Below are 24,159 nucleotides of genomic sequence, written 5' to 3'. Positions count from 1 at the left end.
TCTGCGACCGCGGCGTGCGCCGGTCGCGCACTCATTCCGGGTTGCGCCACCAGCACACCAGCCACGTCTCGCCCTGGTGCTGCATCCAGTCCTTCTGCAGGCCTTCGATGCCTTCCAGGTGCGGCGCGACGCGAACCAGCGCCGGCGCGAAGAACGTGGCCAGGCAGGCGCGGCCGAGGTGGCTCATGCGCTCCAGCGTGGCCGGGATGTCCTTGACGTAATACAGCACCTCGCAGGCCACCACCAGGTCGAAGCGGCCACGCTGGTCGCCCCAGGGCTGCTGGTGGATGTCGGCCGCCGCGAACTCCGCGCCCGGCACCCGCTTGCGCGCGCGCTCGATCGCGGTCGGACTGACGTCGATGCCGTGCACCTGGCCTGCCAGCCGCTGCAGCGCGAGCGTCTGGTGGCCTTCCCCGCAGCCGACTTCGAGCAGCGAGCCAACCCGCCCGAAATGGCGCTCGATCAGCTTGTTGGTGGCCGCGAAGCGCGCCTGTTCCAGCCCCGATTCCATGTTCCAGGGATCGCCGACCTTGTAGGCCAGGTCCAGCCGCTCGTAGTTGTCGGCGCCGCCGACCCCGCGCATCGCGTACTTCATCCAGGCCCGGCGGGCGGCTTTGCGCAGCTTGGCGTGGAGACGCGTCATGGGGCATACCGCAGGTCGTGGGGCGTGGAGGAACCGGGCGGGCAGCGACGCGTCCCCGCGGCGGCGGCGATGGTCGCCTCGTCGCCCGTCGGCCGCGCGCGCGAAGCGCGGAGCGGATGCAGCGGCGAACTGTACCAGTCGATCACTTCGTTGCATTCCAGCCGCACCCAGGACGGGCCGTACAGCCACTGGGTGCCGCCGAGCTCGCGGGAGACCGGTTCGCCCAGCATCGCCAGCACTTCGGCGGCCGGCATGCCCTGGCGCAGGGAGATGGCCGTGCGCGATGTCGTTTGCCGTTTACTTACCGCGACACCAGCACCTTGGAACCCCGGCAATCCGGCGTCGGTGCGCGACATCCACCACACCACCAGGATCGCCAGCAACACGATGCCCCACAAGACGACCCTCGACGGCCTGCGCGCTCCCGGCTCCGGCAAGGGCGCCTCCTCCCAGCGCGGCGGTTCGACCGCTGCCGGCCTGGGCCGCGCCTGCGACACCGGCGGCGCGCCGGGGAGGCGGCCGTAATGGCGATGGAACTCGAGCGCGGACGCATAGCGCAGGTTGAGGGATTTCAGTGCGTCCCCGTCCGATGCGCCACCCCGATCCGGATGCAGGTCGGCCACGCGCCGCCGGTACGCCATGCGCAGCTCATCGACCGTGCAGTCCGGCTCGATGCCGAGCTCGTTGTACAGGGCGATGAAATCGGTGGGATCGGACACAGCTGTTTTCGGCGCGCGAATGGTTCCAGACAGCGTACGCGAAACGGTGCGCCGCCCGGCCAGCCGCGCGCGCGCGCGGCCATGGCAGCACGCGCGACGAGCCCCTGTGCTTCGCGGAGGCCACGTGCCGCCGGCGGGGAGGCCGTGTGGGTTTCCGCATCGCCGGCCGTTTCCGCTTTCGCCACTGGGAGGAGGCACGTGCGCCATGCCCTGGGCGGCCAGCGCGCTGCCGGCACCGCGGCCAGCGACGTGCAACGCCATGTCCGATGACCACGCCAAGTCCGGCCAGGGGCCACGCCCGGCGCGCAGGCAGCGCCTGGCCAACAGCACGCACCGTCTGGGCCTGCTGCCCCTGCTGCAGGGCGCCCGGCGCCTGCTCCGCCGCGACCTGCGCGTGCTGGCCTACCACCGCGTGCGCGAACTCAGCGACGGTTTCGCCTTCGACCCGGACCTGGTCAGCGCCACCCCGGAGGATTTCCGGGCACAGATGCGGCACGTGGCGCAGCGCTTCCATCCGGTGTCGTGCCGCGAGGTCGTCGCCGCGCTCGACGGCGGTCCGGCGCTGCCGCGCGATCCCGTGCTGGTCACCTTCGACGACGGCTATGACGACAACCATGCGATCGCGTTCCCGATCCTGCGCGAGTTCGGCGTGCCGGCCACCTTCTTCGTCGCCACCGGACACATCGACAATGGCCTGCCCTATGGCTACGACTGGCTGGCGCACCTGGTGGTGACCGCGCGGACGGGGCGCCTGCAGCTGCCCACGCTGGACATCGACGTTCCGCTGCCTTCCGGCCTCGAGGCCAGGCGCGAGCTCAGCGGACTGGTGCTGTATCGCCTGAAGTACCTGGACGACGCGGGCCAGCAGGCGCTGATCGCGGAATTCGAACGCGCCTGCGACAGGCCGCGGTCGCAGGGCCACGTGGACTGCCGGCCGATGACCTGGGACCAGCTGCGCGAGATGCGCGACGCGGGCATGGACATCGGTGCCCACGGCGTGCACCACCGCATGCTCGCCAAACTGCCGGACGAGGCGTTGCTGGACGAGGTCACGCAATGCCAGCGACGCCTGACCGAGGAGCTGGGCACACCGGCGATCTCGGTGTCCTATCCCGTCGGCGGCCCCGATGCCTACGATGCGCGCGTGCTCGATGCGGTGCGCGCACACGGTTTCCGCATCGGTTTCAGCTATGTCAGCGGCACCAACCCCCTGCCGGCGGCCGACCGCTACCGTCTCCTGCGCACGCCGGTGGAAACCAGCGTCGACCGCGCCTGGTTCGAAGGCATGCTCGCGGTGCCCGAGATGTTCGCGCACCGATCCACGCTCCGGACATATTCGTGATGATGCTGTTCCTGCTGACCTGGCTGGGCCTGGTACTGATCCGCCCCCAGGAGTATCCGGCCCTGCTCGACATGGGCATCCCGATCCTGCCGATCGCGATGCTCGGCGCCCTCGGCACCTGGTTCATCAGCAGCAGCCGGCGGCCGCTGGCACAGCCGACCTACCTGCTGTTCGCGGTGTTCATCGTGGTGGCGATGCTGACCATGGTCGTGAACGGCTGGGCGGGCGGCGCGGTGACGCGCCTGCTCGAGCTGCTGCCGTCGCTGCTGGCCCTGATCCTGATCGCCCAGGCCAGCCACTCGCCGAAGAACATGCGCCGGCTGATGTGGGTGATCTCGATCTGCGCGGCAGTGCTGACGATCCACGGCATCGGGCAGGTCAAGCTCGGCCAGGGCTGGACCGGCATGCCGACCGTGCAGGACGGCCGCATCCAGTACGTGGGCATCTTCAGCGATCCCAACGACCTCGCGATGCTGTTCATCATCGCGATCCCGATGACCCTGCTGATGGCCGGCCGCGGCGGCATGCTGGGCCTGCGCCGGCTGTTCTGGATGGCGGTGGCGGTCACCCTGCTTTATGGCGTCTACCTGACCGACTCGCGCGGATCGTTCCTGGCGGTCATGGCGATGGCCGGCATCTGGCTGTGGCTGCGCCGGGGCCTGCTCGTGGCCGGCACCGTGGGCGCGGCCGGCATGGCGGTGCTGATGGCCCTGCCCACGCGCATGCAGGAACTCGACGCCGGCGAGTCGTCGGCCTACGGGCGCATCGAGACCTGGTACGACGGCATCCAGATGTTCCTGGCCAACCCGGTGTTCGGCGTGGGCGTGGGCAACTTCACCGAGCACACCTTCCTGACCGCGCACAACTCGTTCGTGCTGGTGCTCGCCGAAACCGGGATCGTCGGCTACACGGTGTGGCTGGCGATGGTGGGCTACTGCGTGCTGATGCCGGTGATGGTGCTGCGGCTGCCCGCGAAGATGGAGGATCCGCAGCACCAGGTGCTGTGGACCGAGGAACGGCGGATGGCGATGACCCTGCTGATCGCGATGGTCGGCTTCTTCGCCTGCGCCTTCTTCCTGAGCCGCAGCTACGTGATCCTGCTCTACATCCTGCTCGGCCTGGTCACCGGCTGGTACGGCGGCGCGCAGGAGCGCTGGGGGGGCCTGCCCGCCTTCAGCGTGCAGCGCGACTGGTTCAAGTGGTGCGTGCTCGCGGTCGGCAGCGCGATCGTGCTGTGGATCGTGGTCAAGGTCCTGTTCGTGATGGCGGGCGCATGAGCACCCGCGGCCAGGTCATCCGCAACACGCTGTTCTCCTCGGTGGGCATCTACACCGAGTACTTCCTCGGCATGCTGACCTCGATCGTCATCGCCCGGCACCTGGGGCCGGCGGATTTCGGCGCCTACAGCCTGGTGATCTGGCTGGTCGCCACCGGCGTGGTGATCACCAACTCCGGCGTGGCCAGCGCGGTGATCAAGTTCGTCGCCGAACTGCGCGGCGCCGGGCGCGAGTCGCAGATCCGCTCGCTGCTGGCCTGGGCCTGGCGCGTGCAGGGCGGCTTCCTGGCGGTGGTGCTGCTGGGCGGCACGGCGCTGTTCCTGCTGCAGGGCCAGCGGCTGATGCCGGGCTTCGACCATGGCCTGCTGCTGTTGATCCTGCTGGTCACCACCGCGCTGCGCGCCTCGTACATGCTCAACGTGGGCATCGCCAAGGGTTACGAGAACTTCCGCGCCACCGCCGCGATCGCGGTGATCGTGGCGCCGCTGAACCTGCTGCTGATCCTGCTGGTGTGGTGGCTGGACGGACCGATGGAGTGGTTCCTGGGCACGTTCACCGTGTCGAGCTTCGTGTTCTGGTGGATCTCGCGCCGCCAGGTCGCGCCGCTCCTGCCGCCGGCCGCCGCGCGTGAGCCGCTCGACGCGGACACGCGGCGGCGCCTGCGCAGCTACACGGCGCTGGTGGCGGTCAGCGTGGCGGTCAGCTTCATCACCGCCAGCGAGGTCGAGGTGCTGTTCCTGACCCTGTTCGATACGTCGGCCTCGGCAGGGCAGTTCAAGGTCGCCTTCCAGCTCTCCAGCGGCGCACTGCTGCTGGTGCCGGGCGTGTTCGGGGCGCTGCTGCTGCCGATGATGGCCAATGCCCTGGCCCAGGGCCGGGAGGTGGTGAGCCGGCGCCTGTCGATGTCGACCACCTATCTCAGCGCACTGGCCGCGCCGCTGGTGGCATTCGGCGTGGTGTTCGCCCACGAGATCATCGGCCTGCTGTACGGCGAGGCGTTCGCGCCGGCAGCGTTCGCGTTCGCCGGCTGCCTCGCGGCCGGTTCCATCGCGACGCTGTCGCAGGCCGCCTCGGGTTACCTGCTGGGCGCCGACCGCCAGCGCGCGCTGATGATCATCGTGGTGGCGTGCTCGCTGGTGAAGCTGGCGCTGGATATCGTGCTGGTGCAGCGCTACGGGCTGACCGGTGCGGTGGTCGCCTATGGCGCGACCAGCATCCTGAGCGGCGTGCTGGTGACCGGACTGGCGCTGCGCTACAGCGGCGCGCGCCTGGAATGGGGCCGGATATGCCGGGTGCTGGCCGCTGCCGCGCTTGCCGCCGCGGCGGCATGGGCGGTGAAGGGCCACCTGCCGGTCGTGCCGACGCTGGCGCTGGGCGGCGCAACGCTGGCGGTGCTCTACGCGGTCTGCACCCTGCTGCTCGGGTTCTGGAGCGTGGCCGACCTGCGCCACTTCCAGCAGCTGCACGCGCAGCTCACCGGCGGGCGCCCGGCGTTCCTGGGCCGCGTGCTGGGCTGGGCGACGCGACGCGCGGAAGCTTCGGCATGAGCCTGTACGAACGCACGTTCCGCCACGTCCTGTACCCGTCCTACGAGGCGCTGCGCGGGCGCGGCATGCTGCGCCACCTGGCCGGGTACGAGGCCAACCAGTGGCGTTCGCCGGACGAGATCGCGGCGATCCAGTGGAGCAAGCTGCAGGCGCTGGTCGCGCATTGCTGGCACGAGGTGCCGTTCTACCGCAGCCGCTGGGAGACGATCGGCTTCGAGCCGGGCGATCTCCGTTCGATGGACGACTACGCGCGCCTGCCGGTGCTGACCAAGGACGACATCCGCGCGCACGGCGAGGACCTCAAGGCGCGTTCGCTGCGCGATGGCCTGCTGTACAAGGCCACCGGCGGCTCCACCGGCGAGCCGCTGCGCTTCGGCTACACCCGCGAGAGCAACGACCGCCGCGCCGCGGTGATGTGGCGCGGCTACGCCTGGACCGGCGCCAAGATGGGGCGGCGTGCGCTGTTCCTGTGGGGCGGCGCGGTCGGCGAGCCGGGCCGCGCCGCGCAGATGAAGGAGCGGCTGTACCACGCCACCTACCACCGGCGCATGCTCAACAGCTTCCTGATGCGCGACGACAACATGGCGGCCTACGCCGACGCCATCGCCGCCTACCGGCCCGAAGTGATCGTGGCCTATGTCGACCCCATTGTGCGTCTATCAAGATGGCTGCTCGCGCAGGGCCGCAGCATCCCAGGGGTGGTGTCGGTGCTGGGCGCCGCCGAGGCGCTGCACGACTTCCAGCGGCCGATCATCGAAGCGGCGTTCCCGGGGGCGAAGGCCTACAACACCTACGGCTGCCGCGAGTTCATGCTGATCGCCTGCGAAGCGGAGGATCGCGAGGGGCTGCTGGTCAACGCCGACCACCTCGTGGTCGAGCTGACGGGCGCGACACAGGCCGGAGACGGCAACGAGACCGGGGAACTCGCCATTACCGACCTGCACAACCTGGGCATGCCCTTCATCCGCTACGTCAACGGCGACGTCGCCAGCCGCCGGTCCGCCTGGCATGCGCACGGTCGGCGCGGCCTGCCGCGGCTGAGCCGGATCGACGGCCGCCGGCTCGACGCCATCCGCACCCCGGACGGACGCGTGCTGCCGGGCGAGTTCTTCCCGCACATGCTCAAGGACGTCGCCGGCGTGCGCCGCTTCCAGGTGGTGCAGGACAGTCTCGAGCGCTTCATCCTCAGGGTCGTGCCCGGGCCGGAGTTCGGCGCGGGGCAGGAAGCCTACGTGCGGCGCGAGCTGGCCAAGGTCCTCGGCAGCGAGGCCAGCCTCGACCTGCAGCGCGTCGACGACATCCCGCTGACGGCGAGCGGCAAGCTGCGCGTGACCGTATCGAGGCTGCCGTGAGGATCAGCCATGTGGTCGAAAACCTGAACCGTGGTGGCCTGGAACGCGTGGTGATCGACCTGGCCAGGGCGCAGTCCGCGGCCGGCCACGATTGCCAGGTCGTATGCCTGTTCGAGGCCGGATCGCTGGCGCCCGAGCTGGCCGCGCACGGCATCCGCGTGGTGGCCTGCGGCAAGCGCGATGGCGCCGACCTGCGCGCCGTGCTGCGCCTGCGCCGGGCACTGGCCGCGCATCGCACCGAAGTGCTGCACAGCCACAACGGCCTGCCGCACTACTACGCCATCGTCGCCTCGCTGGGACTGGTCCTGCGCCGGGTCGTGAACACGCGCCACGGCATGGGCGACGCCAGCCCGGCCAGCCGGCGCGAATGGCTGTTCCGCCAGTCGATGCGCCGCACCGACGTGGCGGTGGCCGTCTCCGAGGCGGCCGGCCGCCGCTTGGCCGATGCCGGACTGGTGCCCGCGCACCGGCTGCGGGTGCTGCCCAACGGCATCCATCCCGAACCGTTCCGCGAGCGCGACCCCCAGCTGCGCGCGCAGCTTGCTTGCAGCCTCGGGCTGTCGCCGGACACGCAGCTGGTCGGCTTCGTCGGGCGGCTGAACTGGGCCAAGGACCTGCCGACGATGATCGCGGCGTTCGCCCGGGTCTGCGCCCGGCGCGACGATGCGGCCCTGGTGATCGCCGGCGAAGGCGGCGAGCGCGGCGCCATCGAAGCCGCCATCGCCGCGGCCGGCCTCGGCGGGCGCGTGTTCCTGCTCGGCGACCGCAGCGACGTGCCGCAGCTGCTGCCGGCGTTCTCGATCTTTGCGATGTCGTCGATCTCGGAGGGCTACTCGATCGCCCTGCTCGAAGCCTGCGCCAGCGCCCTGCCGATCGTGGCCACCGACGTCGGCGGCAACGCCGAGATCGTCGAGGATGGCGTCAATGGCCTTGTGGTGCCGCCGAGCTCGCCGGACGCATTCGCGACCGCGCTCGAGCGCCTGCTCGCCGATCCCGCGGGCGCCGCGCAGATCGGCCGCGCCGGCCGCGACTGGCTGCTGTCGAACGCCACCTTCGAGGTGATGTCCTCGCGCTACCTCGAGGCCTACGCGGGCGCGCTGGCATGAAGATCCTGGCGCTGACCAACCTGTTCCCGACCGCCTGGGATCCGCTGCGCGCCAGCTTCAACCGGCAGCAGTTCGACCGGCTGGGAGAGTTCCACGACCTGGAGGTGATGGTCGCGGTCGATTTCCGCGAACGACGCCGCGGGCCGCGCGGCGAAACGCCCGTGCTCGAGCACGCACGCACGTCGGACTTCACCTTCTGGTATCCCCCACGCATCGGCCGCAGCCTGCACGGGCTGGCCTGGTATGCCTCGCTGATGGCGCAGCGCGGGGCGCAGCTGCGACGCCAGCGCTACGACCTGCTGCTGGCGAGCTGGGGCTATCCAGATGCGGTCGGTACCGCGCGCCTGGCGCGCAAGCTCGGCCTGCCGTACGTGGTCAAGGTGCACGGCAGCGACCTCAACGTGCAGGCCAACCAGCGGCTGCACCGGCCGCAGATCGCCTCGGCGCTTCGCGGCGCGCGCGCGGTGATCGCCGTCAGCGATGCGCTCGCCGGCAAGGCCCGCGAACTGGGGGTGGACCCGGCCCGCGTCCACCTGCTCTACAACGGCGTGGACAGCGCACGCTTCCAGCCCGGCGACCGGGCCGCGGCGCGCCAGGCGCTCGCGTTGCCGGCGGACGCGCCGCTGGTGCTCTACGTCGGCAACCTCAAGCCGGCCAAGGGTTGCGTCGACCTGCTCGAAGCCTTCCCCGCGGTGCTCGCGCACCACCCGCGGGCGCGGCTCGCGTTCGTCGGCAGCGGTGCGGCCGGCGCGACGCTGGAGCGCCGCGCGCAGCAGCTGGGGATCTCCGGCCAGGTGCTGCTCGCCGGCGCGCGTACGCACGAACAGCTGCCCATCTGGATGCAGGCGGCCGACGTGCTCAGCCTGCCCAGCCACAACGAGGGCGTGCCCAACGTGGTGCTGGAGGCCATGGCCTGCGGCCTGCCGGTGGTGGCGACCCGGGTCGGCGGCATTCCCGAAGTCCTGCCCGGGCACGCCGGTATCCTGGTGCCTGCGCACGACCACCAGGCGCTGGGCCGCGCCCTGGCCGACGCGCTGCAGCGCGACTGGTCGCGCGATCGCATCCTCGAACACGCCGCCCGCTTCCGCTGGGACGACAATGTCCGCCAGCTCGACCGCATCCTGCGCGATGCCGCCACGCCCCTTTCCCGCCAGTGAACCGCTCCGTGCAACCTCGATCCCGCAAGACGCGCCTGCTCGGCCTCCTGCCCGCGCGCGTGGTGACCACGCGTGCGCGCAGCTCCCGCAAGACCCTGCACCTGACGTTCGACGACGGCCCGCATCCGGAATTCACCCCGGCCGTGCTCGACCTGCTCAAGGCGCACGGCGCGACCGCCACCTTCTTCCTGATCGGCAACCGGATCGACGGACACCCCGAACTCGTGCGCCGGATCGTGGCCGAGGGCCATGCCCTGGGCAACCATTCCTGGAGCCATCCGCTGATGGGGAACCTGCCGCTGCCGGCGCAGATCGAGGAGATCGCGCGCACCGATGCAGCGCTGTCGCCCTACAGCGGCCGCGGCACGCATCCGTTCCGTCCGCCCTGCGGTGCGCTGCCGGCAAACCTGCTGCTGCACTTCGCCCGCACCGGCCGCACCGTCGCGCTCTGGTCCTATGACAGCCACGACTACGAACCGCTGCCGGCGCCGACCCTGCTGGCGCACATCCACGCCAACCCGCCACGTCCGGGCGACACCGTGCTGATGCACGACGACAATGCGACCACCGTGGACCTGCTCGGGACGCTGCTGCCGCAGTGGCGCGCCAACGGCCTCGAACTGCGCGCCATGCCGCGAGGCCGTGGATGAAGGCCCTCTACCACCACCGCACCCAGGGCCGCCGCGTCGAAGGCGTGCACATCCGCGGCGTGGCCAACGCGCTGCGCGAGCTCGGTTGCGAAGTGCGCGTGCTGTCGTTTCCCGGCGCCGACCCCGAGGTCGAACCGGGGACCGGACACGCCGGCACGACCACGGCCGCGACCAAGGCCCCGCCTCCGGCAGACGGGAAGGGCCGCCTGGCAACGCTCGTCAGCCGTCTGCCGGGCGTGCTGTTCGAGTTTGCCGAGCTCGGCTACAACCTGGTCACCTGGTGGCGCATCCGCGCCGAGATCCGGCTTAACCGCCCCGACTTCATCTACGAGCGCTACTCGCTGTTCCTGTTCATGACGATCTGGATTGCGCGCCGCGAAGGCATCCCGATCATCCTGGAGATCAACGATTCGGCCGTGGTGCAGCGCCTGCGCCCGCTATGGCTGAAGTCGCTGGCGCGGCGCATCGAGGGCTGGTGCATGACCCGGGCGACCGGGATCGTGTTCATCTCCACCTACTTCAAGGACCTGCTTTCCGCGCATTACGGGCAGCTTCCGCCGTCGGTGGTGTCGCCCAACGCGGTCGACGCGCGTTTCGATCCCGGCCTGCACGACCGCGACGCCCTGCGCCGCCGCCATGGCCTGGAAGGCCGCGTGGTTTGCGGCCACATGGGCGTGTTCGCGCGCTGGCACGGCGTGCCCGGCTTCGTCGAGGCGATCATCGACCGCCTGCAGGAGGCGCCCGAGCTGACCCTGCTGGTGATCGGCGACGGCGCCGACCTCCCGGCCGTACGCCGCGAAGTGGAAGCGCGCGGCCTCGGCGACCGCATCCGCCTGCCCGGCCGCGTGCCGCACCACCAGATCCCCGAATGGGTCGCGTGCATGGACTACGCGTTCCTTCCCGATTCCAATGAGTACGGCTCGCCGATGAAGCTGTTCGAACTGATGGCGATGGGCGTGGCGGTGGTCGCGCCGGACTACGATCCGGTGGCCGAGGTGATCGAGACCGGCACCACCGGCTGGCTGTTCCCGCGCAAGGACGTGGGCGCCTGCGTCGACCGCGTGATCGCGCTGTGCGACCGCACCGACGAACGCCAGCGCGTGGGCGCCGCCGCCCGCGCCTACATCGAGCGCGAACGGCGCTGGCGCAACAACGCCAGCGAGCTGCTGTCGCTGGTGCCGGGAGCGGCGCGATGATCGGCGCGGACACGCTCGCCTGGAGCGTCGCGGCGGTCGCCCTCGTCGCCCTCGCCATCCTCGCCGTACCGGCGCTGGTCGTGGCCCGCTTCATCCGCGCGCGCAACATGCAGATCTGGCTGCCCGCCTGGCTGCGTCGCAGCCCGCGTGCGGCCCATGCCGGGCCGACCCACGTCATGTTCTGCTTCGTCGACCACTACGAACCGATGCACGGCCGCCCCGACCTCGAGACGCAGCGCGCGCGCGTGGACCGCTGGTGCCGCGACTATCGCGCGCTCGCCGACCGCCACCGCGACGCCGACGGACGCAAGCCGCAGCACGGTTTCTTCTACCCCGAGGAGGAATACCTCGAGGAGCACCTGGCCAAGCTCGAAGCGCTGTGCCGCGACGGCTACGGCGAGCTCGAGGTGCACCTGCACCACGACAACGACACCGAAGCCAACTTCCGCGAATCGATCACCCGCTTCAAGCAGCTGCTGCACGAGCGCCACGGCGCCCTGCCCCGGCATCCGGACACCGGCGAGGTCATGTTCGGCTTCATCCACGGCAACTGGTGCCTGGACAATTCGCGTCCGGACGGGCGCTGGTGCGGCCTGGACAACGAACTGATCCTGCTGCGCGAACTGGGCTGCTACGCCGACTTCACCATGCCCTCGGCGCCCAGCGACACCCAGACCAGCACGATCAATTCGATCTACTACGCCACCGATGACCCGCTGCGCCCCAAGTCGCACGACCGCGGCGTGCCGGTGCGGGCCGGCGGCACGCCAAGCGGCGACCTGCTGCTGGTGCAGGGCCCGGTCGGCCTGAACTGGCGCGACCGCCGCCACGGCTTCGTGCCGCGGGTCGAGAACGCCGACATCCGCGCCAATTACCCGCCCACGCCCGGCCGCGTCGATGGCTGGGTCGAGACCGGCATCCACGTCGAGGGCCGCCCGGAATGGATCTTCATCAAGATCCACACCCACGGCGCGCCCGAGAAGGAAGCCGACGTGGTGCTCGGGCCGGCGGTGGACGCGATGTTCAGCCACCTCGAGCAGCGCTACAACGACGGCGAGCGCTACGTGCTGCACTACGTGAATTCGCGCGAGGTCTTCAACATCGTCAAGGCGGCCGAGGCCGGCCACGGCGGCGACCCGAACGACTGGCGCGACTTCATCCTCCCGCCACCGCCCAACCGCGCCGCCGCTGCGGCGACGCCCGCGCCATGATCCGGTGCAGCGAAGGCGTGCGCCTGCGGGCCGCGGTCGGAGCGCCGCCGCCGTGAACGTCGCCAGCCTGATGTACCACGACGTGGTGGCGCACGGCGCCGACGACGCCAGCGGCTTCCCCGGTCCTTCGGCGGCCTCGTACAAGCTGCCGTGGAGCGAATACGAGGGCCAGCTGGCGCGCCTGGCCGCGAGCGGGCTGCGCTTCCCGCGCGTGGATGCCGCCGACGCCTTCGCGCCCGGATCCTGCCTGCTGACCTTCGATGACGGCGGCGCCAGCGCCGTGCCGGCCGCGCGCATCCTCGATGCCCTCGGCATGCGCGGCCACTTCCTGGTCACTGGCGCGCGGATCGGCACGCCCGGGTTCTGCAGCGAGGCCGAACTGCGCGCGCTGCATGCGGCCGGCCACGTCATCGGCAGCCATTCGCAGACCCATCCGGCCGACATCTCGCGCTTGCCCGCCGATGCGCTGGCGGCCGAATGGCGCGACAGCGTCGAACGCCTGGCCGACGTGCTCGGCGCGCCCGTGGATGTCGCCTCGATCCCGGGCGGCTTCTATTCCGAAGCGGTCGCCACGTCCGCCTTCGCCAGCGGTATCCGTTACCTGTTCACGTCGGAACCCACCACCGCGGTGCTCCGCCGCGGGCAGGCCCTGCTGATCGGACGTTATGCGCTGCAACGCGGCATGGGTCCGGACGCGGCGGTGGCATTTGCACAGGGCACCGGCGTCGCGCGACAGCGGCAATGGCTGCTGTGGAACCTCAAGAAGCCGGCCAAGCGCTGGGCCGGCCCGGCATACCGGTGGCTCAGGCGGCGCAGCTTCGGCGGCAGCTGAGCCACGACTGCAGACAGGACCCACCCCGATGGACCCCGTTGTCACCATCATCATCACGCCCCGCGACCGCTACTCCGGCCTGGACGAATGCGTGGAAGCGGTCTACCGCCACACGCCGCAGCCGTTCCGGCTGTGGATCATGGACCTCGACTATCCCGCATCGGTGATCGCGCCGGTGGGCGAGCGGCTGCAGGGAAGGCCGGAAGTGCGCTTCTTCGACCTCGGCCTGCGCACTCCGATGGACGCGCTGCGCGAAGTCCAGCCGCTGGTCGACACCCCGGCCGTGGTGCTGCTGGACAATGACTCGCGCGTCACCGAAGGCTGGCTGGCGCCGCTGCTCGGCGCGCTGGGCGACGGCCACGCCGTGGTCTCGCCGCTGATCCTGGAGCGCGAAGGCGTCGATCGCGGCGCGCCGCTGCGCAATCACCTCTACACCGGTGAACTGCGCGTGGTGGACGTGGGCGACACCTCCTACATTTTCGAACGCAAGCACTTCCGCCGCGCCGAAATCGCGGATATCCCGCAGCGCAGGAGCGAGACGGGCACCTTCGAACTGCACTGCGTGCTGTTCGACGGCGACGTGTTCAGGCGCATCGAACTGCCGTCGATGGTGATCCGCGAACACCTGGACATCTCGCTGCAGGTGGCGGCGATGGGCCGCACGATGGTGGTCGAGCCGCGGTCGGTGATCCACTTCGACAACCTCGGCACGCGCATGGCGCTGTCGGACATGCGCTTCTTCTTCTACCGCTGGGGACGCAAGCTAACCGCGCCCTCGTCGCGCCTGTTCGAGCGGCGCTGGGGCTACAACTTCTATTCCGAGCAGGCAATGTACAACTGGGTCGTGCGGCGCAAGGCGTTCCTGGCCGCACGCTGGTTCGGCGCGCCGATCGGCATCGCCAACCGCGCCACCCAGGTCGCCCGCAAGCTGTTCTGCCGCGACTGGGACCCGCTGCCGGATCCCGAGGGCGCCTCCCGCCCGCTGCTGGCCGGCGGCGTGCCCCCGCAGCGCAGCCACGACCTGCGCTGAGCGCTGGCGCCGGCGCGGGCCGGCGCCAGCGCCTCACCACAGGTGCAGGCGGCGGTTGCCGATCCAGGTGAACAGCGCCTGCGCGGCGAACAGGTTCATGTGCGCGAACGCGGCGGCGATACGCACCGGCAGCAGCCGCGCCAGCGGCGGCGCCACGCCCGCCAGCAGCACCAGCGCCACGAAGGCCCCCAGACCCGCGACGGCGAGCAGGTAGAACCCGTGCCGCCCGGCCAGCGCGATGCTCGCGCCGGCCAGCAGCAGCAGCAGCCAGGGCGAGAGCAGGCGCAGCAGCTTGTGGCTGACGAAGCGCAGCCAGGCCGGGTTGGCGCCGGGAACCAGCAGCCATGGCGCCAGCGACACCAGCTGGAAATTGCCCGCCAGCGTGCGCAGCTTGCGGACACGCTCCTGCGCGCTGCTGCGCGACGGACGGTCCCAGGCCACCGCGCCCTCCTCCAGCACCACGCGATGGCCGCCACGCAGCACCTGCATCGGCACGAACACATCGTCCAGCACCGTGCCCTCGGGCAGGACCGGGAACAGCGCGCGACGCACCGCATACAGCGCGCCGCTGACCCCGATCGCCGAACCGCTGGCGCTCTCGGCCAGGCGGATCGCCTTCTCGTAGCGCCAGTACGCATCGACGCTCGCGGCAAAGCCGGTGTCGGGATCCTCGAAACGCAGCTCGCCGGCGGCAACGCCGACCGCCGGGTCGTCCAGGCAAGCCACCAGCCGCCGCAGCGCATCGGGTTCCACGCGCTGGCGAACGTCGAGCATCAGCAGCACTTCGCCGCGGGCCGCCGCCACCGCGTCGTTGAGGCAGGCGGCCTTGCCGCGGCGCCGGTCGTATTCGAGCACCGTGACCGGCCGCCCCCGGTGGGCGCGCGCCACGGCGGCCGAAGCGTCGCTGCTGCCGTCGCAGGCCACCACGATGTCCAGCAGATCCTGCGGGTAGTCCAGCACCGCGAGGTTGTCGAGCTTGGCCGCCAGGTCGGCGGCGCCGTTGTACACGGTCATCACCGCAGTCACGGTGGGCAGGCGCTCGCCGCGGCGCACCGGACGCGGGCGCAACCGGGCGCGGGCGATCACCAGCAGCGGATAGGCGGCATAGGTGTAGGCGAGCAGCCCGGCGGCGAACCAGAACACGACGATGGCGACCATGGACCTCCACGCGGCAGCGCCGCGCTGAACAATGAACACAGGCCGCCGCTGCCGGCGGTCGACATGCCCGGCTCAGCCCGGCCGCGCGATCCCCGCAAGAATCTCGCCGATGCCGAAGCCGAAGAGGCACGGCGGACGCGGCGGCTTTGCGGTGTAGTCCCACGGGACCGATCGGGCCGGCAGCGCGCGCGACAACCAGGCGAGCGTCCCTTCCCTGCCCCGGTACTGGAAACGCGGGCACGCGGCCGATCCGGCCATCGTGGGGTGGCGCGCGCCACGCATGCTTGCGCCGGTCGTGCACCATCGCGCCATGCAATACTCCGGCGACCGCCCGCGAGGAAGCAGCCACGCATGACCGCCACCGGGCCGCTGGAGCTGCAGGATCCCGTCCTCGTGCGGGACGCGTCGCGCACCACGCTGTCGGGCCGCGTGGACGGCCACGAACTGTACTTCCGCACCGACGCCGGACACGGGCTCGCCTTCGGCGCGGAACCGTTCCTGTGCGCCATGCTGCTGCCCGCGATGGAGCAGGCGCGCGACATCGTGATTCCCGCGACCCTCACCGCCTCGGCGCGGTTCCTGGCCAACCTGGACCGGCTGCAGGACGTCTACACGGTCTGGTATCCCGCCTTCCGCAAGATCGCCATCGACGTCCGGATCCGGCCGGACGAAGCGCCGGCCGACGAACGCGGACGCGGGCTGTTCTTCTCGGGCGGACTCGATGCCTGCCACAGCCTGCAGAAGTACGGCGCCTCGATCGACACGCTGGTCTACGTCCGCGGTATCGACATGCAGCTCGACGACGACGCGCTCTACCGGCAGTGCCTGGAAGGCAACATCGAGATCGCCGAAGCCTGCGGCAAGTCGCTGCTGGCGATCGAAAGCAACGTGCGCTTCTTCATCCGCAAGCTGTCGCGCGACGGCATCGGCTGGGGCGTGGCGCAAGGCTGCGGCCTGGGCAGCCTGGCCAACGCGCTGGGCCTGCCGGTGATCTCGATCAGTTCCAGCGCCGCCTACGACGATCTCGCGCCGCAGGGTTCGCACCCGCTGACCGATCCGCTGTGCTCGTCGGACCGGGTGCGCATCGAGCACGTCGGCTGCGAGTCGCGCCGGCACGAGAAGCTGCTCGAAGTCGCCGCGGACGACTTCCTGCTGCAGCGCATCCGCGTGTGCTGGCAGGACCGCGGCCTGAACTGCGGCGAGTGCGAGAAGTGCCTGCGCTTCCGCATGGCCCTGACCCTGGCCGGCCTGCGCAGCCGCAACTTCGAGCCGCTCACCGATTACGCCGAGCTGGACAAGGCCCCCATCGACAGTCCCACCCACTACCTGGACTGGGAAGACAACCTGCGGCTGGCGCGCGTCATGGGCAACGAGGCCGCCTCACGCGAGCTGGAACGACGGCTGCGACGCTATCGCAGCAGGCAGCTGATCAAGCAGGCCGATGAACTGTGGTTCGGCGGCATCCTGCGCAGGCTCGGGCGCAGGACGGCCCCCTGATTCCGCCGGTTGCGCTCGCGGGCGGTGGTTGCGCCCGGACCTCGGCACGTCCCGGCGCTTCGACACGTCGCCGCCCTCGCGACGGCCATCGTCCCGTTGCGGTCGCCTACTGGAGTTCAGCCAGCGCCACCCGCAGCCAGCCCTGGAAGCGCCGCCACAGCAGCAGCGCCGCCGGCGTGATGCGTAGCTGCCGCGTGGTCTGCGAGGACGTGGCCACAGCATCATCGGCACCGACCGCCACTGGCGCGATCGCCGGCGCGGCGTGCTGGCGCGGCAGCGCAGGCGCCGCGGTCGGCGTCGAGGCGGCGGGGCGATTGCCCGAAGCAATCAAGGGCGCGCCGCCGGTGCGGCGGATCGGCGCGCTGGCAAAGGAGCAGTTCGACGGTGCGGCGAGCGGCCAGCCGTTGCCGGGACGCCAGTTGTCGAGCTTGCAGCCGTTGCGGTAGACGATGAGCTCCTGGTTGCTGGCGACGTTCGCGAAGCGGTGCGTCGGCCCGCCGTTGGGGAAGCGCACCTCCAGGTCGACGGTCGCATGGCTGGCCAGCCCGGTGTGCAGGTGCGTCTGCGGATGCTGCTCGCCCGCCAGCACCGGCATGTGCGCGATCAGCTGGCTAGTGCCCGGCCGGTACCAGCGCACGCTGGCGCCGACGCCGTCGCTGTTGCCGGCGGTACCGCGCACGCGCACCTTCATCCAGCGGTTGCCGTCGGTGTTGGTGGTGTTGCGCCACAGGCCCAGGTTGCTCTGGAACTGGGTCTTGACGATATCCAGCCGGCCGTCGTTGTCGAAATCGGCCACGTCCGCGCGCGGCTTGCCCGATTCCCAGCCATTGGGCCCGTCACCCGAAGCCTGGCCGAAACTGGTCGAGGTGGACGCGGTGAAGGTCATGTTGCCGTTGTTGCGGTAGATCCGCACCGAATCGCCGACGCCGGCGGCCATCAGGTCCTGCCAGCCGTCGTTGTCGAAGTCGGCGGCGACGATGTTGCCGTAGTCGCTGACGGCGATGCTGGACAGTCCGGAGGACGACGACACGTCCGTGAACCCGCCCGAGCCGTTGTTGCGGTAGAGCAACCCTCGATCGCTGGCGCTGAACTGGCTGCCGTCCAGGTAGAACAGGTCCAGGTCGCCATCGTTGTCGAAGTCGGCCAGCAGCATCTGCATGAAGCTGCCGCCGGCGAACGCCGGCACCGCCACCCAGGCCAGCGTGCCGCGGTCGTTGCGCCAGTAGCCGCCGCGTGCGGGCTGGACGATGTCCGGCCAGCCGTCGCCGGTCACGTCGCCGACGACCTGCTGCGCGGCGCCGCCGGATGCCGGCCGCAGCTGCTGTCCCGACATGCTCAGGACCTGGCGGGTGTCGGTCACCACCTCGAGATTGCCGCTGCCGGTGATGTCGCCGAAGGCGCAGTAGCCTTCGCAGCCGTTCTCCTTGGCGGCGAAGCGCGGGATGTGCGCGCCGTTGCTGGAGCCGTTGCGGTAGCGCGCGCCCATCGCGTTGCCGTGGCGGCCCCAGAAGTCCTGCTTGCCGTCGCCGTTGAAGTCCAGGCGCGTGACCCAGCCCGAGATCAGCGGACTGCCTGCGATGTAATGGCTGGTCTGGCTGCTGGGCACGTGCTGGAAGGTGCCGCTGCCGTCGCAGCGGTTGTTCCACAGGCGCGAGGTCGCGCCCCAGTCGCTGTGCGAGACGACGAAGGCGTCCGGGCAGCCGTCGCTGTTGAAGTCCACGAACAGCGCATCGAAGCGGTACTGCGAATCCGGAATCGTGTCGACGCGCTGCGCGGCTTCGTTGACGAAGCTCAGCGGGCCGGCCGCCTTCGCAGCGCCCGAGGCGAGTGCACGTGCGACGGGCGCTTCGCCCTGGTCGGCAAGGCAGGCGCCCGCGAAGGTGCACAGCAGGGCCAGCGCCAGGGCGCGGGGGCGGGTCATTGCGCGAGCAACCATGTCAACTCCGGGTTCCGGTTCTGCCAATTGAAGGCGCGTGGGGTGTGCGAGACCGCAGCGCATTCGCGATTGAGGTATTGGGCGAGCCTGTCGGCGCGCCGAGAGAACTTCTCGCGCCATGCCGGATCGGTCTCGAAGTGGCGCGCCGCGGCGACCACCATCAGCAACTCGGGGTTGTGCGCATCCGAGCCCCAGCCTTCGCTGTCCTGGATCCGCACGACCTGCTCGCGCGGCGCGAGTCCCGAGGAGAAATACCAGCCGATCGTGCCGCCGGCGTTGCAGGTCGAGCGCCAGTTGCCGGCGATGTCGTCGGGGACGAATCCGTGCTGCTCGAGGTAGCGGCCGAAGTCGCGCAGCATCACCGGGATACGCTCGTCGCCAGTGACCAGCCAGGCGCGCCACAGCCCGCCGACCAGGTTGGCGCTCATCCACGGCGAGGCGCCGCGCACGTCGGTGGCCGGGTCGTAGTCGCCGCCTTCGTGCGCCTGCCACGAATGGGTCCAGGCGCCGGTGACCGCGTCGCCGCCGGGCGGAGCCTGCTGGTGGTCGTGCAGCCACCCGATCATGTCCTCGATCTGGCGACGGGTCTGCGGCGAGCCGGTCAGCTCGTAAGACGACACCAGGTGTTCCAGCGCCAGGCCCACTTGACGTTCGGTCCACGCCTGCGCCCCGCCCGCGTAGGGTCCCATCGGCGTGCTCCAGCCGCCCTTGAACTGGTTGTCCGCCATCTGCGCGACAGTCGCCGTGTCCAGCCGAGTGTCGTCCCCGGCCAGCGCCACCAGCATCAGGTGCGGGGTGACGTAGCTGTACTTGGGATCGCAGGCGTTGACGCCGTCGAACTCCCAGCCGCCGGTGCAGTCCGGCCAGCCGCCGCCGCTGCCCTCGCGCTTGATCCTGGACAGATAGAAGGTGGCCGAGTTGTAGAACTCGGCAAACCGGTCCGGACGGCCGCTGCGCACGTACTGCAGTCCGATCACCGACGCCCGGTCGAACAGGAAGGCATGCACGCCCGAATACGGCGCATCCTCCGCCCAGGCCCATTGGCCGTCGATGTAGCGGTCGTAGGCGCGTGCGCGGTCGTGCACCAGCTGCGGACCGGCGATGCCCGACGCCACCAGCCACGCCGCATCGAGCGTCGCGAGCACGCGCGGCACGGGCGCGTCCATCTTGCCCGGGCGCGTGCCCTCGTCGTAGGGCACTTCGTCGATCGAGCGCGTGCGCGGCTGCGTGATGTCGAAGCGGTAGGCCGCGCGTGGATCGGCGACGAACTGTACCTTGACCGCGCGGATGCTGTCGTCCTTCCAGTGCCAGCGCAGGCTCGGCCGGACGTAGGCCGGCACTTCGGCGCCCGCGGCGTCGAGGATGCGCACGCGCGCGGCATCGGTCAGCGCGCCCTCGGGAAAGGGGATGCCCAGGTTCACCAGTTCGCGATCGCCGACCTCGCCGTTGGGCGTCAGGGTGATCGTCGTGGGCGGGGCGGCTCGCGCAGCGCTCGCAGGCGTTGCCTGGCCGCCCAGCGTCGCGGCGGGCGCGCGCTCGGAACAGCCGGCAAGCGCGGGCAGCGCGCACAGCGCCAGCACATGCAGCAAGGGCATGCAGCAGCGGCGGACAGCAGCGATCGCAGGCATGGGGCGCGTCTCCGGAGGGCGTGTTGGGGCGCCCTGTCGTCCAGCCACGGGCGAGGCCCGTTTTTGGCGGCAGGAGTATAGGGTTGCGTTCCCGGCCCCCTGTGGCGGCTGACAGCACTGGGCTGCGCGTCACATCCTGGCGTCAGCGAGCCGACAGGGTGGCGTGCGCCGGCGCCGATCTGGCCACTCCGGAATCGGCGTATCCTATTGCAAATCAATGGCTTGTTGAAGACATGGCAAATCTGGGTCCGCAGGCGCCAATTCCGGCAAAAAGTGACGCAGGTCCGGCCGAGCGCTGGCCCAGGGCCGCGGACGGCGAGCTGCTGGTGTCCGGCCGGCCGCTGTCGCAGGTGGTCGACGAGGTCGGCGGGACGCCCTGCTACCTGTACGACCGCGGCCAGCTGGAGGCCCGCGCACGTAGCCTGCGCGCGCTGTTCCCGCGCGACGTGCTGCTGCACTACGCGATCAAGGCCAACCCGATGCCGGCGCTGGCGGGCTTCATGCGCGCCCATGTCGACGGCTTCGACGTGGCCTCGGCCGGCGAACTGCGCGTCGCGCTGGACGCAGGCATGGACCGCGAGCACGTGAGCTTCGCCGGCCCGGGCAAGCAGGAGGCGGAGCTGCAGCGTGCGCAGGCCGCCGGGATCCTGGTCAACCTCGAATCATTCCGCGAGATCGACCTCCTCGCGCGCGCCTCCGAACGCAACGGCACGCCGGCGCGCGTGGCGGTGCGGGTCAACCTGCCGTTCGAGCTCAAGGCCTCGGGCATGAAGATGAGCGGCGGCGCCAAGCAGTTCGGCGTGGACGACGACCAGGTGCCGGCGCTGCTGCGGCGGATCGCCGAGGCCGGGCTGGCGTTCGAGGGTTTCCATTGTTTCGCCGGCTCGCAGAACCTGCGCGCCGAGGCGATCGTCGAGGCGCAGCAGCGCAGCTACGAGCTGGCCAGGACCTGGCTGGACGCATTCCCCGCTCCGCTGCGCTGGCTCAACCTCGGCGGCGGCTTCGGCATTCCCTACAGCGAGCGCGACAAGCCGCTCGAGCTCGCGCCCGTCGCCGACTCCCTGCACCGGCTCGCCGCGCGCGCGGCCGCGGACTTCGGGCCGCAGTCGCGGCTGGTGGTGGAACTGGGCCGCTACCTCGTCGGCGAGGCCGGCCTCTACGTGTGCCGCGTGCTCGACCGCAAGATCTCGCGCGGCAAGGTGTTCCTGGTCGCCGACGGCGGCATGCACCAGCACCTTTCGGCCTCGGGCAACTTCGGGCAGGTGATGCGCCGCAACTATCCGATCGCGGTCAACGGCGCCGCACGCGAACCGGAGAAGGCCACCGTCGTCGGACCGCTGTGCACGCCGCTGGACCTGCTCGGCGACGACGTCGAACTCGGCCACGCGGAGCCTGGCGACCTGGTCGTGGTGTTCCAGTCCGGCGCCTACGGACGTTCGGCCAGCCCGCGCCAGTTCCTCGGACACCCGGACGTGGCCGAAGCCCTCGTCTGACGCCCCTCGCCGCCTAGTGCAGCAGGCGGCGGTAGATCTCTAGGTACGCGCCCGCATAGCGCCGCCGGCTGAACTGGTGGCGCGCGTGTTCGACCGCCTGCCGCGCGAGGTCGCTGCGATACGCGGCGCTGGCGCTCAGCTGCTGCAGCGCGTCGGCCAGCGCATCGCGCTCGGCCACCGGCGCCAGGCGCCCGGTCTGCCGGTCCAGCACCACCTCGGGAATGCCGCCGACCCGCGCGGCCACGACGGGCACCCCGCAGGCCTGCGCTTCGGCCAGCACCAGGCCGAAGGCTTCGTCGCGGGCGCCGTGCAGCAGGACGTCGAAGCCGGGAAACCAGTGTTCCGGGTCGGGCTGGAAGCCGCAGAAGTGGATGCGGTCGCCGAGACTGCCGTTGGCCAATGCGCGCATCCTCGCTTCCTGCGCGGCGTCGCCCCGGCCCAGCACCAGCAGCCGCGCATCGCGCGCCGGCTGGCGGCGCGCGAAGTCCTGGAACGCGCCGATGGCGAGGTCGACGCCCTTCTCCGGTCCGAAGTGGCCGACCGTGCCGACGACCAGGGTGTCCTCGGTCGCGCCGATGTGGCGGCGCACGCCGGCACGGATCGCCGGGTCGGGCCGGAACCGGTCCAGGTCGATGCCCAGCGGAATGCAGGAGATCTTCGCCGCGCTCATGTAGTTGTTGTCGATGTAGTGCCGCAGCCGCTCCTGCGACGCGGTCACCACCGCCCCGACCCGCAGGCCGACCAGCGCATTGCGCAGCCGGTCGCGGAACCGCGCCGTTTCCAGCGCGCGCGTGCGGTGGAAGCTCATCAGCAGCGCAGGCCCCCTGCCCGGCATCGCCAGCGCGGCCATCGCCTCGCTCGCGGCATCGTGCGCGTGCACCACGTCGATCGCGTGTTCGCGGCAGTGATCGCGCAGGCGCTTCAGCGCCGCGCCGTCGAACAGGCCGCGACGGTCGAGGTTGAAGGTTTCGTCGAACAGGGCGCGGTCGGGGGCGTCCGAACCGAACGCGTCCAGGCAGCCCAGATGGCTGTCGACACCGAGTTCGCGCAAGCCGGAGGCCAGTGCGGCGATCGCTTCGCGACGGCCGCCGTGGCTGTAGGACAGGGTCAGGTGCAGGACCTTCATGCCCGCGCCCACACGGGTTCGCGGGACTCGGGCGGCATGCGGCGCAGCACCGCCGCGCCCGCCCGCGCGAGCGGCCACGGTTCTCCGGTCGATGCCGGCGGGCGCGCGACCGTCGTCGGGCCGCGGAACCCCCGGTCCGGCCTTGGAGACTGCCGTGCCGGTATCACGTCCTGTCCAGTCCATCGACGATCGACCTGGTCGGGTCCACGAGCGGACCGGGAGAAGCTGCAGCAGCGACGCTCATTCGGACGGATCCAGAGGAGGGACGTCGTCGGCCTGCGGCGGATGCGGGCCGGCGTGGCGGACAGAACCTGAAACGGCGGATCGGCCCACGATCGGCCACCGGCATGGACGCGGAACGCCAGCGTGCCACCCACGCGACGGCATGCACGCTGCGCTGCGGTCGCGGCGCCGGGAGCCGCCACGCGCACGGGCCCGCTGGCCGAATCCGGGCGCTCCTGCCGTATCAAGCTGCTGACGCCAGCCCTGCCCGACGCCGCCAGCCCAAACCGGCGCAGCCGCGCGGAACCAAACGAATCGAGCCCCGATGGATGCAGTGATCGAACCTTCCCGCGTGAGCAGCGACATTCCCCGGCACTTCTACCGGGACGCGCCGCAGGATCCCCACCAGCGCCGGCGCCACCAGGCGGTGCTGTCGCTGCTGCATGAGCTGCCGCTGGGACGCGTGCTCGACTACGGCTTCGGCTGGGGCGACATCGCCTGGGCGGCCTCCCGCACGCATCCGGACATCCATGCGGTGGACGTGGAACAGCGTCGCGTCGAATTTGCGCGCCAGCAGTACGCGCCCATTCCGTTCGACCGGTGCCGGCCGGATGGCGTGGATTTCGCCGACGCCAGTTTCGACATCGTGCTGTCGATCGTGGTCCTGCCGTTCGTGCCCGACGACGAAGCCTACGTCGCCGAACTGCGCCGCGTGCTGCGCCCCGGCGGCCATCTGGTCATCGCCACCAAGACCTCGCAGTTCCTGCCGCGCGTGTGGATGCGGCTGAGCGGACAGCGCGAGCGCGACCGCAATCCCGCACCCGGCATCCGCCACCACGATGCCGCCGATGCTGCAGCGCTGCTGGGCCGGCACGGTTTCACGATCCTGCGCCGGGAGGCGTTCTACGATCCGCCGTTCGAAGCCCGGCGCAACGTCGCCGACCTGGTCAACGGCGTCTTCGAAGTCGCCGGTGACGCGCTCGGACTGGTCGATCTTGCGCCCTATCCGCTGTTCCTGGCGCGGCGCGACGACTGAA

At 70.9% G+C, this 24,159-nt stretch carries 20 protein-coding genes; 14 read left to right on the top strand and 6 right to left on the bottom strand.

Going from position 1 to position 24,159, the window contains the following annotated elements; translation table 11 throughout:
- Positions 1-31 precede the first annotated feature (31 nt).
- Together Q0863_RS11075 and Q0863_RS11070 are read right to left on the bottom strand one after the other, a co-directional pair.
- Positions 32-643: a class I SAM-dependent methyltransferase gene (locus Q0863_RS11075; protein WP_298577931.1), complete on the bottom strand. Its 612-nt coding sequence runs from the start codon at positions 641-643 to the stop codon at positions 32-34.
- The gene (locus tag Q0863_RS11070) at positions 640-1,623 is read right to left on the bottom strand and encodes a J domain-containing protein (RefSeq protein WP_298577930.1); all 984 of its coding nucleotides are present in this window, start codon (positions 1,621-1,623) and stop codon (positions 640-642) included. The genes Q0863_RS11075 and Q0863_RS11070 overlap by 4 nt, the downstream gene beginning before the upstream one ends.
- Between Q0863_RS11070 and Q0863_RS11065 the strand changes: the two genes are divergently transcribed.
- From Q0863_RS11065 to Q0863_RS11015, 11 genes are read left to right on the top strand one after another with little or no spacing between them, the layout of a single operon-like run.
- The gene (locus Q0863_RS11065) at positions 1,622-2,704 is read left to right on the top strand and encodes a polysaccharide deacetylase family protein (RefSeq protein ID WP_298577929.1); all 1,083 of its coding nucleotides are present in this window, start codon (positions 1,622-1,624) and stop codon (positions 2,702-2,704) included. The two genes, Q0863_RS11070 and Q0863_RS11065, sit on opposite strands and share 2 nt — an antisense overlap.
- On the top strand, positions 2,704-3,981 hold the full coding sequence (locus Q0863_RS11060; protein WP_298577928.1) for an O-antigen ligase family protein: 1,278 nt from the start codon (positions 2,704-2,706) through the stop codon (positions 3,979-3,981). Before Q0863_RS11065 ends, Q0863_RS11060 begins: the two co-directional genes overlap by 1 nt.
- A complete protein-coding gene (locus Q0863_RS11055) occupies positions 3,978-5,528 on the top strand; it encodes an oligosaccharide flippase family protein (RefSeq protein WP_298577926.1) in 1,551 nt (516 codons plus the stop codon). Before Q0863_RS11060 ends, Q0863_RS11055 begins: the two co-directional genes overlap by 4 nt.
- A complete protein-coding gene (locus Q0863_RS11050; protein WP_298577925.1) occupies positions 5,525-6,880 on the top strand; it encodes a phenylacetate--CoA ligase family protein in 1,356 nt (451 codons plus the stop codon). The genes Q0863_RS11055 and Q0863_RS11050 overlap by 4 nt, the downstream gene beginning before the upstream one ends.
- Entirely contained in the window at positions 6,877-7,986 is a 1,110-nt protein-coding gene (locus Q0863_RS11045) for a glycosyltransferase (protein WP_298577924.1), read from the top strand. Before Q0863_RS11050 ends, Q0863_RS11045 begins: the two co-directional genes overlap by 4 nt.
- On the top strand, positions 7,983-9,143 hold the full coding sequence (locus Q0863_RS11040) for a glycosyltransferase family 4 protein (RefSeq protein ID WP_298577923.1): 1,161 nt from the start codon (positions 7,983-7,985) through the stop codon (positions 9,141-9,143). The genes Q0863_RS11045 and Q0863_RS11040 overlap by 4 nt, the downstream gene beginning before the upstream one ends.
- An 8-nt stretch (positions 9,144-9,151) precedes the next feature.
- Positions 9,152-9,793 carry a polysaccharide deacetylase family protein gene (locus Q0863_RS11035; RefSeq protein WP_298577922.1) on the top strand — a complete coding sequence of 214 codons (642 nt, stop codon included), beginning with the start codon at positions 9,152-9,154 and terminating at the stop codon, positions 9,791-9,793.
- A complete protein-coding gene (locus Q0863_RS11030; protein WP_298577921.1) occupies positions 9,790-10,989 on the top strand; it encodes a glycosyltransferase in 1,200 nt (399 codons plus the stop codon). Before Q0863_RS11035 ends, Q0863_RS11030 begins: the two co-directional genes overlap by 4 nt.
- Positions 10,986-12,200: a hypothetical protein gene (locus Q0863_RS11025; RefSeq protein WP_298577920.1), complete on the top strand. Its 1,215-nt coding sequence runs from the start codon at positions 10,986-10,988 to the stop codon at positions 12,198-12,200. Before Q0863_RS11030 ends, Q0863_RS11025 begins: the two co-directional genes overlap by 4 nt.
- Positions 12,201-12,252: 52 nt before the next feature.
- On the top strand, positions 12,253-13,032 hold the full coding sequence (locus Q0863_RS11020) for a polysaccharide deacetylase family protein (RefSeq protein WP_298577918.1): 780 nt from the start codon (positions 12,253-12,255) through the stop codon (positions 13,030-13,032).
- 28 nt (positions 13,033-13,060) lie between these two features.
- A complete protein-coding gene (locus Q0863_RS11015) occupies positions 13,061-14,062 on the top strand; it encodes a glycosyltransferase (RefSeq protein WP_298577917.1) in 1,002 nt (333 codons plus the stop codon).
- 33 nt (positions 14,063-14,095) lie between these two features.
- Here the strand turns inward: Q0863_RS11015 and Q0863_RS11010 are convergent, their stop codons facing one another.
- Complete coding sequence (locus Q0863_RS11010; protein WP_298577916.1) at positions 14,096-15,220, bottom strand: glycosyltransferase family 2 protein; 1,125 nt, start codon at positions 15,218-15,220, stop codon at positions 14,096-14,098.
- A 351-nt stretch (positions 15,221-15,571) separates the two neighbouring features.
- Between Q0863_RS11010 and Q0863_RS11005 the strand changes: the two genes are divergently transcribed.
- Positions 15,572-16,717, top strand: coding sequence for a hypothetical protein (locus Q0863_RS11005; protein WP_298577914.1), 1,146 nt, complete (start codon positions 15,572-15,574; stop codon positions 16,715-16,717).
- Positions 16,718-16,823: 106 nt separating this feature from the next.
- Here Q0863_RS11005 and Q0863_RS11000 read toward each other — a convergent pair whose 3' ends face one another.
- Both Q0863_RS11000 and Q0863_RS10995 read right to left on the bottom strand, forming a co-directional pair.
- Positions 16,824-18,638, bottom strand: coding sequence for a VCBS repeat-containing protein (locus Q0863_RS11000; protein ID WP_298577913.1), 1,815 nt, complete (start codon positions 18,636-18,638; stop codon positions 16,824-16,826).
- Positions 18,635-20,248, bottom strand: coding sequence for a hypothetical protein (locus Q0863_RS10995; protein ID WP_298577911.1), 1,614 nt, complete (start codon positions 20,246-20,248; stop codon positions 18,635-18,637). Before Q0863_RS10995 ends, Q0863_RS11000 begins: the two co-directional genes overlap by 4 nt.
- Before the next feature lie 266 nt (positions 20,249-20,514).
- On the opposite strand from Q0863_RS10995, the gene Q0863_RS10990 reads away from it, so the two are divergent.
- A complete protein-coding gene (locus Q0863_RS10990; RefSeq protein WP_298577910.1) occupies positions 20,515-21,774 on the top strand; it encodes a pyridoxal-dependent decarboxylase, exosortase A system-associated in 1,260 nt (419 codons plus the stop codon).
- A 13-nt stretch (positions 21,775-21,787) separates the two neighbouring features.
- On the opposite strand, the gene Q0863_RS10985 is transcribed toward Q0863_RS10990, so the two are convergent.
- Positions 21,788-22,900, bottom strand: a complete 1,113-nt coding sequence (locus Q0863_RS10985) for a glycosyltransferase family 4 protein (RefSeq protein ID WP_298577909.1) — start codon at positions 22,898-22,900, stop codon at positions 21,788-21,790.
- Between the two features lie 556 nt (positions 22,901-23,456).
- On the opposite strand from Q0863_RS10985, the gene Q0863_RS10980 reads away from it, so the two are divergent.
- Positions 23,457-24,158, top strand: coding sequence for a class I SAM-dependent methyltransferase (locus Q0863_RS10980; RefSeq protein ID WP_298577908.1), 702 nt, complete (start codon positions 23,457-23,459; stop codon positions 24,156-24,158).
- Position 24,159: the final 1 nt, after the last annotated feature.

The sequence above is a fragment of the uncultured Luteimonas sp. genome, assembly GCF_947492465.1.
In the GTDB taxonomy this organism is placed as follows: Bacteria; Pseudomonadota; Gammaproteobacteria; order Xanthomonadales; family Xanthomonadaceae; genus Luteimonas.
This window is presented reverse-complemented; position numbering and strand designations above follow the sequence as displayed.

Bases quoted from the DNA above. Each gene is read 5' to 3' on its own strand.
- Q0863_RS11025 (WP_298577920.1), top strand. From the start codon at position 10,986: ATGATCGGCGCGGACACGCTCGCCTGGAGCGTCGCGGCGGTCGCCCTC.
- Q0863_RS11005 (WP_298577914.1), top strand. From the start codon at position 15,572: ATGACCGCCACCGGGCCGCTGGAGCTGCAGGATCCCGTCCTCGTGCGG.
- Q0863_RS11040 (WP_298577923.1), top strand. From the start codon at position 7,983: ATGAAGATCCTGGCGCTGACCAACCTGTTCCCGACCGCCTGGGATCCG.
- Q0863_RS11065 (WP_298577929.1), top strand. From the start codon at position 1,622: ATGTCCGATGACCACGCCAAGTCCGGCCAGGGGCCACGCCCGGCGCGC.
- Q0863_RS11030 (WP_298577921.1), top strand. From the start codon at position 9,790: ATGAAGGCCCTCTACCACCACCGCACCCAGGGCCGCCGCGTCGAAGGC.
- Q0863_RS10990 (WP_298577910.1), top strand. From the start codon at position 20,515: ATGGCAAATCTGGGTCCGCAGGCGCCAATTCCGGCAAAAAGTGACGCA.
- Q0863_RS11000 (WP_298577913.1), bottom strand. From the start codon at position 18,638: ATGACCCGCCCCCGCGCCCTGGCGCTGGCCCTGCTGTGCACCTTCGCG.
- Q0863_RS11010 (WP_298577916.1), bottom strand. From the start codon at position 15,220: ATGGTCGCCATCGTCGTGTTCTGGTTCGCCGCCGGGCTGCTCGCCTAC.
- Q0863_RS11015 (WP_298577917.1), top strand. From the start codon at position 13,061: ATGGACCCCGTTGTCACCATCATCATCACGCCCCGCGACCGCTACTCC.
- Q0863_RS11050 (WP_298577925.1), top strand. From the start codon at position 5,525: ATGAGCCTGTACGAACGCACGTTCCGCCACGTCCTGTACCCGTCCTAC.
- Q0863_RS10985 (WP_298577909.1), bottom strand. From the start codon at position 22,900: ATGAAGGTCCTGCACCTGACCCTGTCCTACAGCCACGGCGGCCGTCGC.
- Q0863_RS11075 (WP_298577931.1), bottom strand. From the start codon at position 643: ATGACGCGTCTCCACGCCAAGCTGCGCAAAGCCGCCCGCCGGGCCTGG.
- Q0863_RS11070 (WP_298577930.1), bottom strand. From the start codon at position 1,623: ATGGCGTTGCACGTCGCTGGCCGCGGTGCCGGCAGCGCGCTGGCCGCC.
- Q0863_RS10995 (WP_298577911.1), bottom strand. From the start codon at position 20,248: ATGCCCTTGCTGCATGTGCTGGCGCTGTGCGCGCTGCCCGCGCTTGCC.
- Q0863_RS11060 (WP_298577928.1), top strand. From the start codon at position 2,704: ATGATGCTGTTCCTGCTGACCTGGCTGGGCCTGGTACTGATCCGCCCC.
- Q0863_RS11055 (WP_298577926.1), top strand. From the start codon at position 3,978: ATGAGCACCCGCGGCCAGGTCATCCGCAACACGCTGTTCTCCTCGGTG.